The sequence below is a fragment of the Nitratireductor alexandrii genome (genome assembly GCF_004000215.1).
Classification (GTDB): Bacteria; Pseudomonadota; Alphaproteobacteria; order Rhizobiales; family Rhizobiaceae; genus Mangrovimarina; species Mangrovimarina alexandrii.
In genome coordinates this window covers 38,800-54,411 of record NZ_RBVY01000013.1, presented here as the reverse complement: position 1 = coordinate 54,411, position 15,612 = coordinate 38,800, and the positions used below count along the sequence as shown (strand labels likewise).

Genomic DNA, 15,612 nt, shown 5'->3' with positions numbered 1-15,612 from the left:
CTGGATGGTGAAAACGAAAGCGCCGCCGGGGTGAACCGGCGGCGGATCAGGCATTCGAAAGAGAAGTGTGGTGGGGCTATTCGGCGGCCTCGCGGAACCCTTCGCTGGCGTCCTGGTCCGGGTCGACGGGTTCGGCATCCGTGCCGCCCGGCTCCTCGTCCTCCTCGGTAACCGCGTTGGAGGCGAGCCATGCGCCAAGCGCTTCGCGGTCGGGCGCGAAGAACGCCGAGGGATGAACGAAGCTCTGCTCGTTGAACGCCTCGACCAGCGCCGCCCGCGTATCCTTGACCCGGGCCCGGGGCAGGACGGATGTGCCTTCGCACGAGGCTTCGAGGGCGGAGCGCGACAGGCAGGACAGAAATTCATCCGTGCCCATATTCGGGAGGAAGCCGTCGGCGCCGATCACATCGCCCGCAGCGCGGGCCACGATGCCGCTATTGGTCCGGTTTTCCTGGCAGGAGAGCACCTCGATCAGCATGGAGCGGACGGCGACGCGCAGGGTCTCCATGTCGAAGGAGAGCTTGCCCTCGGCGTCGAAGAGAGCCGCCGCGTGACGCGCGATCCGTCGATTGCCATAGTAATAATCGTCTCCACCTCCATTGGCGGAGTCCACCCTGACATTCTGGCCGGCGAAGGCGAGGACCAGCAAGGCCATCAGCGTGTCGTCCTCGATCGGCGCACGGCCGAGCGCCTCGTGAAGGGCGTCGGTGCGGAAGTCGCCGATCATCTCGACGCCCTTGCGGGTGACGTCGGGCCGCGTCTTCGGCATCACGACGGCGTCGTCGCCCGAAGGCCCCTTGCCCTTGGCCGCTTTCGGCTCCGGCATACGGAAGTGAACGGTCTGCACCTTGCCGTCGCGGTCGAGATACATGGCGGAGTGATCGGACTTCTTCGGCTTGCCATAAACCCGTTCGGCCTTCTTGGGCAGCTCCGGCTGGCCCCATGTGTTGGCCTCGGTGATGACCCCCTTCTTGGGCAGGTTCCGCGTCATCCACTCCTGCTGCGCACCGAGATAGGCTTCGACGTCGGTGGTGTAACGGCTGTCCTCGTCGGCGGGCGCGAACAGGTCCTCCACCCAGGAAATGCCGTAGGCCTGGGCGAGTTCGTCGTCGAAACTCGCATCGCGCGCATACATGCGGGTCTTGGAGAGACCGTTGGCGACGCTCCACCAGGAAACCTGGGGATCGCCTTTGCTGGGCTTGTGCGCCTTCCAGACCTCCTTCTGCTCCTCGAGCGAGGCAGCCGCGATCGTGCGGAGCTGGCTTTCGTTGGGCATGTCGCCCTTGGCCATATGATCAAGCATGGCCGGCAGCACATTGGCGAGCAGCCGCAGCTTTCGGATCTGGCGGACCGAGAGCGCCAGCGCCACGGCGATCGCCTCTTCCGTCCAGCCAATGGCGACGAGGCGCTCGATCGCCCGCCACTGGTCGACCGGATTGAGCCCTTCATGGGCGAGCGTTTCGACGAGCGAACGCATGGCGCCACCATCCTCGGCGGCCTCTCCGACGATCACCGCGATCTCTTCGAGACCGGCGGCGATAGCCTGTTTGACGCGGCGGTGCCCGGCCTGGATGACAAAGCCGTTGCCGCCGTCGGGCTGAGGCGCCACGACGGGCGGCTGCACGATGCCGACCGCCTTGATCGTTGCAAGCAGCAGCGCATCGGCCTGGGGATTGGATTTCGAGCGGCGGGCCTTGTCGGGATTTTCGACGAGCGCGCGCGGATCGACGAGCTTGATTTCCATCGGGATGCTCCTTTCGGGGTTCGGGAATCCGGCACCACGCCGGTCCCTTTTTCGTCTTCTTCCCGAAGACATCCCCCGGCCCGCGGAGCGGACGGGCCGGTGCAACTGCGGCGGAGCATCCCTGCCCGGCAGGGCGAGCATGGCTCGTGAGCCATCGCGACGACCGACGGGCCGGGATCGCGAGCGGCGCGGTTGAGGTGAAACCGTCAGCGGCCTGGCCGCTCTGCGAGGGGTACTTCGTCCTCCCCCTCCTCTGTCATGTTTGCGGCTCTTGACCGCAGGTCGTCAGAACCGCCGCCGTGGCCGCGGGCTTCTCCATACGCGCCCGCGCTTCCATCGTTTCCCGGATGGGAGCCGGCGGGCCTGTTGCATCGCCGCCACGCGTGCCGCCCGGAATCGTGCCTGAAGGACGCCGACGATCTGTGCCGCGTCCAGAATCTGCGGACGCTCGTGCGCGGCCCGCACGAGACCTCGGCGGCCGAGCGCCACGACAACGCCGTTGCCCTCCGCCCGCCCGGGCAGAAGCCCCCAAAGATAACGCTCGATGGGCATGGCATCCGGCGCAACGGGTTCCGCACCGGCGAAATCGAAAAAGGCGGGAGCCCGGCAATCGATCCAGTTCGGCGGAAAGCACTCTCCCGGGAAGGCGAGCGTGTAAATTCCCCTCCAGGGCGTGGGCCGCAGCATTTGCCCACCTGCCGCAAAGCGCGGCGCGTCGCGCTTGAGGCGGGTGCCGTCTAGGACCCAAATGAGGTTCGGATAGAAGGCCTCGCGCGCGGCGCGTTCGTCGGGCCGCAAGTGGGAGTGCTGGAATTCCAGCACCAGTCCGTGCCCGGTCCTGACATCGGCGATGTGCCGCTCGCCGTCGGTGGCGACATGGACGAACTCCTGCCAATCGGCCGGAAATCGGCTCTTCCATTTGCGATGCCATCGGGTTTCGGGTTCCCACCAGTGATCGCAGGTTCGCCTGCCGCGGTGCGCCCAGTGATGGACGCGCCGGTCGCCGCATTTGGCGACCATGGACTGTCCGCAACCCGGGCACAGGGCAGAAAGACCGTGGCTGGCTTCGACGCGTTCGTTGTTGACCAATGCATAGCGCATGTCCGACTCCATATATATTGAGACGCATCCGCCAGTGTGGCGGGCGCAGATTGTTTGTTTTGGATGGAAGCAAACCGCAGCATGGCCAGACGGAGCTGGTGCTGTCTTGATTATCTTCGGCGTGACGGGGCAATGCCGGTCGCCGGTTATGATGACGGAATGTCGAACATGCCAGGCTCCGTCTTGTGCTCAGGCATGTTGCAAGATTAACCGCCGACCGGTTCCCGTCAACTCCGGTTGATCGACTATCCTCAGAGAGAGTTCGTCAGGCGGCGGCCCGTTCGGACCCTGTCGCTGCGTCCGCGAGCTCGGCTTCGATCTCGGCCAATTGCCGGCGCTTGTCTTCAAGCTCTCCCGCAAAGGCGAAGGCTTCGCCTTGGCGAGAGCGGTAGGAGGAGAGCCTGCGCTCCGCGTCCGCCAGACGCTGGCGATAGCGGAGCCGCTCGTCCTCGAATGCCGAAAGCGCGTGCTCGAGGCGTGAGACCGCGCCGAGCGGTGTCGTCGTGACCGGAAGTTCGATTTCGTGTTCGGCGCCTGTGCGCATGAGCATTGTGGTGTAGCGATATCCATCCGCACCGAACCGCTCGCCGGAGAATTCGACATCGAAGCCGCCGATCGTGGCGATTGCGGCGTCACCCTCCTGCTGAAGCTGGATCAGGGTGAGGATCTCCTTCATCAGCGCCCTGCCGGCGGGTTTGCGCTCGGAAAAGGATTTGCCGGCGACCGTCATGGCGAAAGCCTCGCCCGCGGTCGGGAGACGCCGGTCGATGTCCATGCCGATGTCAGCGATGCGGCGGGTCGCGATCTCGATGTCGCGCTCGGCCTCGCGAATCTGACGTCGGACCGCATGCTGATCGTCCATATGGGCGGAACGTAGCCGTTCCAGACGGGCGATGTCGGCTTCGAGCCCCGCCTTCTGCATCAGGCGCGGGTCGCCCGACGCGATTGCCTTGGCCATGGCGAACTGGTTGGCCTGACCCTCGCCCATGTCCTCGAGCCTGCGGATCGAGGTGTCGCCGGAAAGGGCGGCGGCGATGAACCGGGCCTTGCGCTCATTGTTCTGCCACATGGTGGCATCGAGCGAGCCTTCCGTCGCATAGGCGAAGATATCGATCTCGTCATGCTGATTGCCCTGCCGGCCGATGCGACCCTCGCGCTGCTCGATCTGCGAGGGCAGCCACGGCACGTCAAGATGATGCAGGGCCTTGAGGCGGAGCTGGGCGTTGACGCCGGTGCCCATGGTTTCGGAAGAGCCGATCAGGAACCGGACCTTGCCGGCATTGACGTCACCGAACAGGCGCTGCTTGGCCTGGGCCTTCTTATGGTCCTGCATGAAGGCGATTTCCGACGCCGGCACGCCCCTGCGCACAAGCTCGTCCCGGATCCAGCGATAGGCAGAGAATCCCCTGCTCTTTTCCACGCTGATCGTGCCTAGATCGGAAAAGATCATCTGCGCGGCACCGGGCAGCTCAAAGCGATCACCGTCGGGCTTGCGGTAGGTGTTCTGTGACGTTTCCACCCAAATGCGGAAGGCGTTGCCGATCAGGTCGTTGAGCTTGTTGTCGGGCTCGTCTTCATTGTCGGGGTCGACCAGGCGCAGGTCGATCGCAGCGTGGCGACCGTCGGTGATCACCGACAGCAAGATGTCGTCTCCGGGCTTTGCCGGTCCCTCCCGTTCCTCGATCGCCTTGATGCGCGCATCGAGCACGGTCTGGTAACGCTTGAACGCGGCGGACGGCCTGGAGGTCCTGATCTGGCGCTTGCCGGTCGAGACCGCCGGCACCTTCACATACTGCCGCAAGTCCTCGGGCAACACGACGTCCGCAAAGGAGCGGAACATGGCGATGAGCTCGGGCACGTTGACGAAGGTGGCAAAGCGCGTGACGGGCTTGTATTTGCCCGAGGGCTGAAGCTCGAGTTCGGTCGTCACATCGCCGAAGGTCGAGGCCCAGGCGTCGAACTCGTGGAGGCCACGCTCCTTCAGCGCCTCGATGCCGAGGAAGCGCTGCACCGAGAACATCTCGCCGAGGGTGTTGGTGATCGGGGTGCCCGAGGCCAGCACCAGCGCACGGCCGGGGTTCTTCGTCTCAATAAAGCGGGACTTGACGTAAAGGTCCCACGCCCGTTGTGATCCGTTCGGATCGACCCCCTTCAAGCTCGACATGTTGGTGGCAAAGGAAAGCTTGCGGAACTCCTGGGCCTCGTCGACGATGATCTGGTCGATGCCGAGCTCGGAGATGGTCAGAAGATCGTCCTTGCGCGTCGCGAGCGCTTCGAGCCGTTCCTTAAGCCCCTCCTTCAGCCGCTCGAGCCGCTTGCGCGACACGCGGTCGTCGCTTTCGACCCTGGTCAGCAGCTCCTTGTAAAGCTCCAGTTCGTCCTGGATCATCTGCTGTTCGAAGGCCGACGGAATGGAGATGAACCTGAACGCCGAATGGGTGATGATGATCGCGTCCCATTTGGCCGTGGCAGCCCGAGCGAGGAAGCGATGCCGCTTGTCCTTGGTGAAGTTGGTCTCGTCGGCAACGAGGATGCGGGCGGTCGGGTAGAGTGCCAGGAACTCGCGCGCCGCCTGGGCGAGGCAGTGACCGGGAACGACCAGCATCGCCTTGGCGATCAGCCCGAGCCGCTTCTGCNTCGCCTTGGCGATCAGCCCGAGCCGCTTCTGCTCCATGATGGCGGCCGCCATCGTCATGGTCTTGCCGGCGCCGACGGCGTGGGCGAGATAGGTCGAGCCCGCCGAGATGATTCGCCAGATGCCGCGTTTCTGGTGCCCATAAAGAGAAAAGGCGCCCGAGGCGCCTGGAAGCTGAAGGTGATCGCCGTTGAACGTTCGCGGGGCGATGTTGTTGAACCGGTCGTTATAGTCCCGGGCAAGCCGATCAGTGCGGTCTGGATCGGACCAGATCCATGCCTGGAAGGCCGTCTTGATCTTTGTGAGCTTCTCCTTGGCCGCCTCGGTGTCGACCACATTGAGGACGCGCTTCTCGCTGTCGCCCTCCTTCACGGTATCGTAAATCTGCGGAACCCGGCTGTTGAGCGCATCGGCGAGAAGCTCGCCGGCGTGCCGCCGATCCGTGCCCCATTCCGAGGTCCCCGCGGCGGTATATCCGAGTTGGCGCGCCTCGACCGTCCAAGAGGCAAGCTCCGGCATGTGGCGGATCTTGATTTCGACGCCCATCATCTCCTTGACGAAGGCGACCACGTCGTCGGCCGGAATCCAGGGGGCACCCAGACGTGCCGTGATATCGGACGGGCTGAGGTCGGCCGGCTGGACATCACGCAGCGCCCTGACATTGCGTTCGAACACCGGATCGAGCGCCGAAGCGGCTTCCGCCGCCCTGAGCTTGTCGCGCACCTTCCCCGAGAGATAGGCGTCGGCGGTCTGCCAGGACCCGGTCTCGGGGTCGCGGAAAACGGCGTCGCCGAGCTCGGCGACGACGGTGTCCACATCGGCATGCATGAGCTCGGCAATGTGGTCGACTTCGACATAACCGCGCTCGTTGAGCACCACGGCCAGCGCATCGGCGGCTGAAGCGATGACCGGCGTCGAGGGCGGGGCGATCACCCGCTCGGTAAAGATCGGACCGGGGCGCGCCGTGTTCGACTCGAGGTCGTAATCCTCGATCGAGGCGACGAGCCAGCAATCGGGGTCGTCTAGGAAGGGCTGGAGATTGGGACGACGGTGCGCCTCGCGGATTTCGCCGGTCTCAAGATCCTCCTTCACCGATACGGTGGTGGAATTGACCGGACCGAAGGCGCGCACGAAGTTCGACCAGGCGATGCGCAGTTTGACCTGATGCTGTTTGAAGGACTGGTCGCGCTCCTGGGCCTTCAGGACCTCGCGCGCCGCATCGCGGATCGGGATCAGCTTTCGGATGATTCTGGCGTGCTTGTCGGAGATGCCGTCAGCGGAGCGGCCCTTGCGCACCGTGATGGTGACGGGTTCACCGCCGCGCATCTGCATCAGCGCCTGGTTGTTGCCGACAAAGAAGCTGCCCTCGCGGATGCCCTGCCCTTCGGGCTCATCGAGTTCGTGGGCGTCGCCGGCATCGGTTTCCGGACCGACGGCTTCGGGCTCGCCGTCATAGATCGCTTCCGGAAGAAGACGGATGGCGGCGCCAAGCGCCTGCTCCAGATCGACATGGGGCCGGGGCAGGCAAGTATAGGTTTCACCGAACGGTCCGGACGTCGTGGCATGGAGTCCCAACACGCGATCCGGATGCTGCGCGAACCAGCGATTGACCCGGATGGGGCCCTCGTCCTCGGTTGCAGGCCGGACCTCTTCTGTTTCCAGCCAGGACATGTCGCCCTCGGCGTCGTCTGGCCTGCGCTTCCGGAAAAAGAGGATGTCGGCCACCACATTCGTGCCGGCCTCGGCCCGGAAACTGCCCTCCGGCAGGCGGATGGCAGCGACACGATCGGCCTGTCTGGCGATCGTATCCCGGGCGGCTGCATCGGCCTTGTCCATGGTGCCGCTGGAGGTGACGAAAGCCGCAAGCCCGCCGGGCTTCAGCCGGTCGATGGCCTTGACGATGAAATAATCATGCAGCCGCAGGCCGAGGCCGCGATAGGCCCGGTCCGAGCGCACCGTGCGATCGGAAAAGGGCGGATTGCCGATCGCCAGATCGAAATGGGCCGGCAGATCGATACGGGCGAAATCGCCATTGACGATGCGGGCGCGGGGCTGGAGCAGGCGGGCGATCCGCGCCGTGACCGGGTCGAGCTCGACCCCCGTGACATGCGAGACCGGGCGTAGGTCCTCGGGCATCAGAGCGGGAAACAGCCCCGTGCCGATACCAGGTTCGAGCACCCGGCCGCCGCGCCAGCCGAGCCGCAGCAAGCCCGACCAGATGGCCCGGACGATAAATTCGGGCGTGAAATGCGCATACTGCGTGCAGCGGGCGAGCGAAGCGTATTCCTGCTCGGTGGTGGCATCCTGCAGATCGGCGCCGATCTCCTGCCAACCCTTGCGAAACGCCTCCTCGCCCGGGCGCCGGAACACCGCATTGGCCAGTTCCGAGGCCCCGAACCCGGTGAACTTGATGAGGGCCGCCTGCTCCTCGGCCGTCGCCGAACGGGCCTCGGCTTCGATCGTCAGGGCGAGCGCGATGGCGGCGATATTGTCCTGGGCGCGCTGCCTCCAGCCACGGGCCAGCCCGCGATCGCCGGCGAGATGGAAGTTCTCGCCGCGTGCGCTGTCGGCGGTCTTGCCGGCGCGTTGTGAGGCCGCCGGTTCTTCAGGCGTATTATCATGATCCTCCGGCGGTTCGATCGTCGTGCCGAACGCGGTGACGCCAAGGCCGAGACCGGATGAAAGGGAGGTGTTGGCTAGAGACACGAGCGTGAAGGGGTCGTCATTGGACATCGGTTGTTCTCCATGTGTTGAGATGCACGCCCGCCCGCCGCCGGTTTGGCCGGTGGCGCGACGCGCGTGACAGATTCGGGATGGGGTCAGCGGGTGATCAGCGCGAACGAGATGTCGTGCTCGGTGAGCTGCACCCTCAGATGCGTGGCCCCGAAGTTCCGGTTGAAACTCGGGATCAGCAGGCCGGCATCGATGAATTCGACGCCGTCATCGCCACCGAAATGCCGGCGCTTGTAGTCCCACCAGTCCGGATTGCCCTTCGGATGGCATTCGGCGGAATAGACGACGAGCGGCCTCTGCCCATCGGCGAGCTTGCCGTTGGAGATGATGTAGACGCCCTCGTCGCCAACGAGCCACAGGCCGGGCTTTTCGCCCTGGCCGGGTTTCAAGCCGTAATAGGGGTCGCGGAAGCCGCCATTGGCGGCCGCGTCGGCTTCCCCGCGCGCGATGACCTTGCGCACGGCCATGATCGGGAAGGTGAACATGGCGGCCTCACGCGGCCTCGGCGAACGGCAGGTGGCGCAGATGAACCGGGAGCTTCTCCGAGATTTGCGCGTCGGTCAGATGATCCAGCAGCGCTAAGCTGCTTCCATGCCTGCCATAGACGATGACGGTGCGCTTGCCCCGATGCTCGGGCGGATAACCCGCCCCGGCATAGCCGCGATACCGGTCCTCGGTGGCGCTCCAGATATGCTCGATCCGCTCCTCGCGGGTCATCGCCTTGACCGGGCGGCGCTCCCGCTCGACGATGGCGTCGCGCATCTCGACCGGCGAACCCGGCCGGGCGAGATCGCAATATGCATGGAAGCAGCGGTCCGCCCCATTGATGCGCAGCGCGTAGAACACGCTGGTGATGCTGCCGGTCAGGAATTCGCCCAGGGCGAACATCTCACCGCGCATCCAGAGCGGCGGCAGGATATCGAGCATGTAATCGTGCTCGGGCCGGGCGATCTCGAACCATTCGCCCGCGAAGAGGGCGCCATCGTCGTTCTGCCAGCGGTTCGGGCGCTGGGCGTGGCGATCGAACAGACGGAACATCTGCCGGCGATCGGCTACCCCGAAGTAGATCTTGCGGATGGGAGAGAGGGTCATTGTTGGGCTCCTTGGCCTCCGGGGCTGGAGCGCGGCTCATCCTCTCGACGTCGCCATCGTCTTCAGCCCTTCCGGACCCCTCTCAAGCGGCCGCCTCTCCGTCCGGCCGGGTCAAGGGCCGGCGTCAGCCGGGCGAAGCGTCACCCTTGAGGCGGCCGGCGGGCATGCGGCAGCCGTCCTTCCTATCCTTCCCAATCGATTCCTGCTTCCTCACCAATTCCGTGTTCCAATCGTCTTCCAGCGGACAGATCCGCTCGAACCGGCATTTTGCTTCGTCCGCAAGGGCCTCCAGGCGGCTTGCATAGATCTCGCCCTGCGCGTTGTTGTCGGTGGCCGCCACAAGATGGGCGCCCGGCCGGCAGGCCTGTGCGTGAAGGGCTTGTGCCGTGGCCGGGGCCCAGCCGCCGCCGGTGCTGAGATAGAGGGTATTCGCTTGCACATCCTCGATCGCGGCGAGGCTCATGGCGTCGATCGCCGCCTCGGTTACACAAAATCGGAGCGCATCGGGCCGGCCAAGACGGAACAGCGTCTTGGTGCCGCCGGTCGCGAAGCCGCGCCAATCGGGACCGCGCTCCTCCCAGCCGGTCACCTCACCGGCGGAATCGGTGTGGCCGGCCCACATGCTACCCTTCGGGCCTTCGCGCAGGAGGTTCCCGGCAATGGCCTTCCGGATAACACGCTCAGGGATATGGCGCGTGTCGCGGAGATAACGCCATGTCGCCGAGCCGGGCCATGGTTGGCGCCGGACCCGCCAGCGTTCCATGATCGTCAAGTCGGGCGCGCGGTCCCTGGCCTCGCGTGTCCAGACCGGTTCGGTCGGGACAAAGCCGACCAGTTCGGCAACGACATGGAGCGCGGCGGCAAAAGGAACGCCGTCGAGATGTTCCACCAGGGAGAAGACGTCGCCCTTCGCATCGGACAAGGGATCGAACCAGCCCTTGCCGTCATGGATCACGATGATGATCTCGCTGGCGCGGCGATACTTCATCGCCTTGCGGCTGCTCTCCTTGAGATCGAGCGCGAACCCCGCGTCCTCCAGCACGGCGCTGCAGGGCACCTTTCTTCTCAGCTCTTCCAGGTCTGCTTTTTCCATGTCTCGCCTGCGCCTTCGCGCGCTCCTCTTATCCGATTCCCGCTCCCAGTCTCTGCCGGAACGAGGATCGGCATGCCGCGAAGAGCAAGACGGGCAAGGGCGCGGCGGGCAACCCGGCAGATTTGCAGGGACGGACCGATCTGGCCTGCCGCGGCGAAGCCTCCCTTGCCGGGCGCAGCGCGCAAGCGGCACCTAGACCCGCACGTCAACCGCTGCGTCTCTCTTCCTCTGCGCTGCATCTCCGAATGGTCCTGGAATTCCGGGCAAAGTGCGATTCTGAACCTTCAAGCAGCTTGAGATGCAAGAGCCGTCGAGTTCAGGAAGCCGTTCGCGGTCCGAACAGGATTACTGTTGCGCCGACCAGACAGATGGCGGCGCCTAACGTATCCCATCGGTCAGGTCGCACTCCTTCGATCGTCCATAGCCAGAGAAGCGACGCGCAGATATAGACACCGCCATAGGCGGCGTAAGCTCGACCGGCAGCGCTTGTGTCGACCAGCGTCAACAGCCAGCCGAACAACAGGAGCGATATCGCACCGGGCGCTATCCACAATGCGGTCTTTCCCTCGCGCAGCCACAGCCAGAGGCTGAAACACCCGGCGATCTCGAAGAAGGCGGCGGCTGCATAGACGACGGCGGTCTTGCTCACTGGCGTTGCTCCCGCCCCGGCGACCGCGAGGCACCGGCGACAGGTTCGGCCATGTCGTGAAGGATGGTGCAATCAGGTCCGGGGCCGCCGGCGCAGGCGGCGTCGCAGCGGCGCACGAAATCCGCGAGATTGCTCTGCAGCTTCCTCAATTCCGCGATCTTGTCCCGCACCGCGCCCAGATGGTCGACAGCGATGGCGCGCGCTTCCATGCAGGAGCGGTCGCTGTCCTGCGTGAGCGCCACTAGCGAGCGGACCTGGTCGATCGGGAAGCCGAACTCGCGGCATTGACGGATGAAGGTCAGGCGACGGCGATCCTCTTCCCCGTAGCACCGCTGGCCGCCATCACGCCGGTCGGCCGGCGGCAACAGGCCGATCTCCTCGTAATAGCGGATGGTGGGCGGATTGGTGCGGGTGCAGCGGGCAAGGTCGCCAATTCTGAATGTCATCGGGATGATCCCAAAGGGTTGAACTTAAAGTCACTTGAAGGACTAGGTTATGGATGGCGAATGTGAATTGAAAGGGATCGTCATGGAAAATACCGACATTTCGGCGGAGGCTCCAATAGCCTGCTCGCTGGAGAGCGGCGCGTTCAGGGAGCGTCTCGCATGGATTGCTGACCTCAACCGAGCGGCGTTGCTGGACGCGCAACGCGAAGGCTTGCGATTGATCCTGACCTACCGACGCGACCATGCTGATCAGGTGCGCGAGATGGTACGGCGGGAGCAGCAATGCTGCGCCTTTCTCGGATTCGAGCTCCAAGTGGGGGATGACAGCGTGACACTCGCCATCGCGGCGCCCGAGAGCGCCGCCGACGCGCTGGACGCGGTCTTTGAACCATTCCTGCCGAGCGAAACCGGCAACGCCGGTTGCGGTTGCACGGCAACGCGTGACACAAGGAGACTCGATCATGGCTGCAACTGAACACGCCGGACGGTCCTGGCTGAGAGCTATCGGGATCGGCATCCTCGTTTCCGCTCTCACCGCCGCGGTGATGCTCGCACTGACAGCCGCCGGTGTATCGCCGTTCCCGAAGCCGCCCTCGCTAGCTTTTGCGGAGACCGCGCTCGGACGGACCTTGCCCCTGCCGATCGGGCTGCTGTTTCACACCGTATACGTGACCTTCTGGTCGGTGATCTTTGTACGGTATCTTCCGCGACGAGATGTCTGGGCCGCGTTGGGTCTCGCCGCCTTACTTTGGATCGTGATCCTGGTGGTGTTCTTCCCTATCGTCGGATGGGGCCTTGCCGGCCTGTCCATCAGCCCGAAACTGATCGTCGCGTCCTTCGTGCCTCACTTGCTCTTCGGATTGCTGCTTTGGGGGCTGGACATGTATCTGCCGGGAAAAGATGCTCGTGGCGCCCGCGGAACGTGACAATATAAGTCGTGAGCCGACATGGGTCGGACCCGCCTCCCCGTCACTCAAGTTGCCTGACCACCCAGCGTGCCGGCTCAAATTGCCGGTCCGCTCGCCGGAAAACGGCAATAGTAGGTCATTCGTTCGACGACTGTACCCCGATCCGCCGGAATGCCATTGAGGGTCAGCGTTGTAACCTGAGTGGACGGCGGCGAAACGATCGTTCCCGCTATTTTCGTTTCGGGATGCTCATCCGGAACGAGCGTGAACCGGTATGCCCCTCCTTCGCTGTCTGTCCAGGTCACACTCCCGCGATCGTAATCACCTTCGGCGGAATAGGTCGTCTCGATCCGAGTTGGCGTAACGATGAGATACAGTTCGAGCTCGTCCGTCTCGAAGTTCGGAACTCTCCCCCACAGCCAATCCTCCGCCTTGGCAATGGAAGGTTTGACCTCGGCCACCAGGTCGCGACAATCTGCGTCCGTGGGAACGCCAGGTCCGGGATACCACAGATAGACACCGAAGGGTCCCGGTGCAGCGAAGGCACCGGGCGTTGCCAGACACAGCATCACAAGAAGTTCGCCAGTTCGGAAGCTTCGTTCGGACATGGCCGCCACTTGTACCCTTGCTGCGGCCTAGCCGGCGAACCCCCGTGAAGGAGACAACAACCAAGCTAGTGCTCGTCGTCGCATAGATCATGGCTGGCGAGCGCGCGGAACACGTAGCAGTCCTTGATCTGCTCGCCTTCGCAGCCGGTAGCGATTCGCGCTAGTTCGCGTTCCAATCGGCGAAGCCTGTTGATCTTGTCGCGCACCGCCTGCAACTGCTCCGCTGCTATCCGGTCCGCATCGACGCACTGCCGGTTCGGGTGTCCGCTGAGTTCAATCAGCTCGCGTATTGCCTCGATCTTCAGCCCGAGATCGCGGGCATGCTTGATGAATGCAAGGCGGTCGCGTTCCTCTGGAGTGTATCGGCGCTGGTTCCCTTCCGAGCGCTCGGGTGGAGCCAGAAGCCCCATCTGCTCGTAATAACGTATGGTCGGTATCTTGACGCCGGTGCGCCGGGACAGGTCTCCAATCGTCAACATGACAGATCTCACAGCAATTCCATGATTTCTATAGAACCTAGAGGTATAGCAGGCACCCCGCAATGGGAACATTTGCCGCAACAGATTACGCGTTTATCAAGCCGCAGAGTTCGTGATGAACCTTGACCCTCCAGCAGCTTGAGGTCACATGATTACCCCAATTACATAGAGGGAGAGCTGTCATGATACGTCTCTTGCCAACACTCGTCTTTGGGCTCCTGATACCGATCGCGTCGGCACACGCTACCGAAGGAGCGCCATCGCATAAGGCTGCATCCGACGAGCTCTCGGTCGAGCACGCAGAGATCGTCTTGCCAACTATCGGACGGGCGAGCGCAGCGGGCTATTTGGTTGTCTGGAACGGGAAACGCTTGCAGGCAAACCTCGTGTCTGTTGAAAGCCCTGCTTTCGAGTCCGTCGCCATCTACAAGATGGAGCAAGACGACGGTATCGCGAGAAAGCGCCGGGTGGAAGGTATATTACCCATTCCCGGTAACGCGGAGCTTTTAATGCGACCCGGCGGCGTGCATCTATTGCTCACCCAGCCGAAAGAAGCGCTCTCGTCCGGAGATGCTGTCGAGTTGACGCTGGTTTTCGATAGCGGAAAACGTATTGCGGCAACCGCCACACTTCTGGCTGCCGGCACGTCTGTGACAGATCATCACCATGGCAACGGGGATGGCGTCCAAGGTAGCGGTCGTCTTTGAACCAAAGGTCACCTAAAGGGACAGTTTGACGGGCGACCAATGCTGCTAGTCCGAATAGACGGAATTCGAGGGCACTTACCCGTGGTTAACGACGGACTTAGATAACAGCCGGGCTTTGATTTTCATTCAATTAAACTATAACTCTTTGTTTTCGCGTGATTTTCAGCTCCAACAGCTAACGTCTCTCCCGCAAATTTGGGGAGAGTGTCACAATGCATCGACTTGTTCTGGGCGCGGTCGCGCTCGCCGTCTCGTGCGCTTCGGCTGGAGCCAACGCACTGCATCTCAATCCATCGCAGTCGGCGCTGGCGAAGAACATGGAAACTTTCGGCAACACGTCAATTCCGATCGGTTACTACGAGTACTGCCAGCGCTACCGTGAGCGCTGCGCCCGTCAGCCGGAGAGATCCAAGGTCGAGCTGACACGGGAACTCTGGAAAACAATCATCGAGGTCAATAACGAGGTGAACACCACCGTGGAGCCTCTGACGGACAGGGAGATTTTCGGCGTCGAGGAACGCTGGGACTATCCGGACCAGGTCGGCGATTGCGAAGATTTTGCGCTGGAGAAACGGCGAATTTTGAACGAGAAGGGCGTGCCGCTGGGGGCGCTGCTGATGACCGTTGGCCGGGATGCCGACGGCGGCGGCCACGCAGTCCTTACAGTGGTGACCGATCACGGCGACTTCGTCCTCGACAACGTTGAGCCGCGGGTACTTCTGTGGAAGGACGCCGAACTGTACTATCTCAAGCGGCAGTCGCCAGACGATCCAAACAGGTGGGTCAGTCTCGCCTCCAGCTGACTCAGTCCGATCCGATCGGTCTGAGCCACGCGAATTCGAACGCCGCAGCTACGGAAAGCACATAGGTTGCGGCGTTTCCATAGACCATTTCCATGACGTTGTGTCCTCCGAGCAGGCAGTAAGCCCAGAATACGGTCGCCAGGACAGGGTAGACGGCCACGCCGGCAACCAGAAAGGTGGCGATGCGTGCGATCATGGTCGCTCCGACGATTTGGATTCACACCGTCAACTACTAAGGTTCATCGCGCTCCCGCGCCATTCACTGGTCGGTGATCGCTTCCGGCGACCCTGCATTGCTCGCGCTAAGTTCCGCTTCCATGTGCCAAAAGCTAAACGCGAAAGCGGCTGCCACGAATGCAACCAGCGCCAGCATGACCACGACGTTGCGGGACCGGCGACTGCTTGCAAGGGCAGCACTCTCGCGAATAGTGAGACGTTCGGGTGCTTCAGTCACTGTGATGTATCTCCCTTTGTGCGACCTGTGTTAAGGAGACCGGATGCGGCGGTGAAGAGGGCATTCGGTTCGCAGTGCTGCGGCGGTTTGCCGCCCCTTGGATGAGTCACGTAAACGCGCCATTAATCATGATTGGCGAGTGTCTGACCGATTCACCAGC

At 63.4% G+C, this 15,612-nt stretch carries 16 protein-coding genes; 4 read left to right on the top strand and 12 right to left on the bottom strand.

All coding sequences use genetic code 11. From position 1 onward, the window contains the following. Nucleotides 1-76: 76 nt before the first annotated feature. From EP380_RS21910 to EP380_RS21875, 8 genes are all read right to left on the bottom strand, one after another. Complete coding sequence (locus EP380_RS21910; RefSeq protein ID WP_127600873.1) at nucleotides 77-1,744, bottom strand: ParB N-terminal domain-containing protein; 1,668 nt, start codon at nucleotides 1,742-1,744, stop codon at nucleotides 77-79. A gap of 285 nt (nucleotides 1,745-2,029) precedes the next feature. Further along, entirely contained in the window at nucleotides 2,030-2,845 is an 816-nt protein-coding gene (locus EP380_RS21905) for a competence protein CoiA (protein WP_164749957.1), read from the bottom strand. A 265-nt stretch (nucleotides 2,846-3,110) separates the two neighbouring features. Beyond that, entirely contained in the window at nucleotides 3,111-8,213 is a 5,103-nt protein-coding gene (locus EP380_RS21900) for a helicase-related protein (protein ID WP_127600869.1), read from the bottom strand. Nucleotides 8,214-8,299: 86 nt separating this feature from the next. Beyond that, nucleotides 8,300-8,698, bottom strand: a complete 399-nt coding sequence (locus EP380_RS21895) for a DUF3085 domain-containing protein (RefSeq protein ID WP_127600867.1) — start codon at nucleotides 8,696-8,698, stop codon at nucleotides 8,300-8,302. A 7-nt stretch (nucleotides 8,699-8,705) separates the two neighbouring features. After that, nucleotides 8,706-9,305, bottom strand: coding sequence for a DUF1419 domain-containing protein (locus tag EP380_RS21890; RefSeq protein WP_127600865.1), 600 nt, complete (start codon nucleotides 9,303-9,305; stop codon nucleotides 8,706-8,708). 124 nt (nucleotides 9,306-9,429) lie between these two features. Further along, entirely contained in the window at nucleotides 9,430-10,398 is a 969-nt protein-coding gene (locus EP380_RS21885) for a DUF3991 and TOPRIM domain-containing protein (RefSeq protein ID WP_164749956.1), read from the bottom strand. Nucleotides 10,399-10,714: 316 nt separating this feature from the next. Continuing rightward, nucleotides 10,715-11,047 carry a YnfA family protein gene (locus EP380_RS21880; protein ID WP_127600863.1) on the bottom strand — a complete coding sequence of 111 codons (333 nt, stop codon included), beginning with the start codon at nucleotides 11,045-11,047 and terminating at the stop codon, nucleotides 10,715-10,717. Next, the gene (locus EP380_RS21875; protein ID WP_238719993.1) at nucleotides 11,044-11,493 is read right to left on the bottom strand and encodes a MerR family transcriptional regulator; all 450 of its coding nucleotides are present in this window, start codon (nucleotides 11,491-11,493) and stop codon (nucleotides 11,044-11,046) included. The genes EP380_RS21880 and EP380_RS21875 overlap by 4 nt, the downstream gene beginning before the upstream one ends. 49 nt (nucleotides 11,494-11,542) lie before the next feature. Between EP380_RS21875 and EP380_RS21870 the strand changes: the two genes are divergently transcribed. Beyond that, entirely contained in the window at nucleotides 11,543-11,968 is a 426-nt protein-coding gene (locus EP380_RS21870; RefSeq protein ID WP_164749955.1) for a hypothetical protein, read from the top strand. Further along, nucleotides 11,955-12,419 carry a hypothetical protein gene (locus tag EP380_RS21865; protein WP_127600859.1) on the top strand — a complete coding sequence of 155 codons (465 nt, stop codon included), beginning with the start codon at nucleotides 11,955-11,957 and terminating at the stop codon, nucleotides 12,417-12,419. Before EP380_RS21870 ends, EP380_RS21865 begins: the two co-directional genes overlap by 14 nt. A 77-nt stretch (nucleotides 12,420-12,496) precedes the next feature. Here EP380_RS21865 and EP380_RS21860 read toward each other — a convergent pair whose 3' ends face one another. Together EP380_RS21860 and EP380_RS21855 are read right to left on the bottom strand one after the other, a co-directional pair. Beyond that, nucleotides 12,497-13,009, bottom strand: coding sequence for a hypothetical protein (locus EP380_RS21860; RefSeq protein ID WP_127600857.1), 513 nt, complete (start codon nucleotides 13,007-13,009; stop codon nucleotides 12,497-12,499). Nucleotides 13,010-13,074: 65 nt separating this feature from the next. Next, a complete protein-coding gene (locus EP380_RS21855) occupies nucleotides 13,075-13,488 on the bottom strand; it encodes a MerR family transcriptional regulator (protein WP_127600855.1) in 414 nt (137 codons plus the stop codon). A gap of 182 nt (nucleotides 13,489-13,670) precedes the next feature. On the opposite strand from EP380_RS21855, the gene EP380_RS21850 reads away from it, so the two are divergent. Both EP380_RS21850 and EP380_RS21845 read left to right on the top strand, forming a co-directional pair. Beyond that, on the top strand, nucleotides 13,671-14,195 hold the full coding sequence (locus EP380_RS21850) for a copper chaperone PCu(A)C (protein ID WP_127600853.1): 525 nt from the start codon (nucleotides 13,671-13,673) through the stop codon (nucleotides 14,193-14,195). Between the two features lie 212 nt (nucleotides 14,196-14,407). Beyond that, nucleotides 14,408-14,998: a transglutaminase-like cysteine peptidase gene (locus EP380_RS21845; protein ID WP_127600851.1), complete on the top strand. Its 591-nt coding sequence runs from the start codon at nucleotides 14,408-14,410 to the stop codon at nucleotides 14,996-14,998. Between the two features lies 1 nt (nucleotide 14,999). On the opposite strand, the gene EP380_RS21840 is transcribed toward EP380_RS21845, so the two are convergent. Together EP380_RS21840 and EP380_RS21835 are read right to left on the bottom strand one after the other, a co-directional pair. Beyond that, the gene (locus EP380_RS21840) at nucleotides 15,000-15,194 is read right to left on the bottom strand and encodes a hypothetical protein (protein ID WP_127600849.1); all 195 of its coding nucleotides are present in this window, start codon (nucleotides 15,192-15,194) and stop codon (nucleotides 15,000-15,002) included. A 63-nt stretch (nucleotides 15,195-15,257) separates the two neighbouring features. Beyond that, entirely contained in the window at nucleotides 15,258-15,452 is a 195-nt protein-coding gene (locus tag EP380_RS21835) for a hypothetical protein (protein WP_127600847.1), read from the bottom strand. Nucleotides 15,453-15,612: the final 160 nt, after the last annotated feature.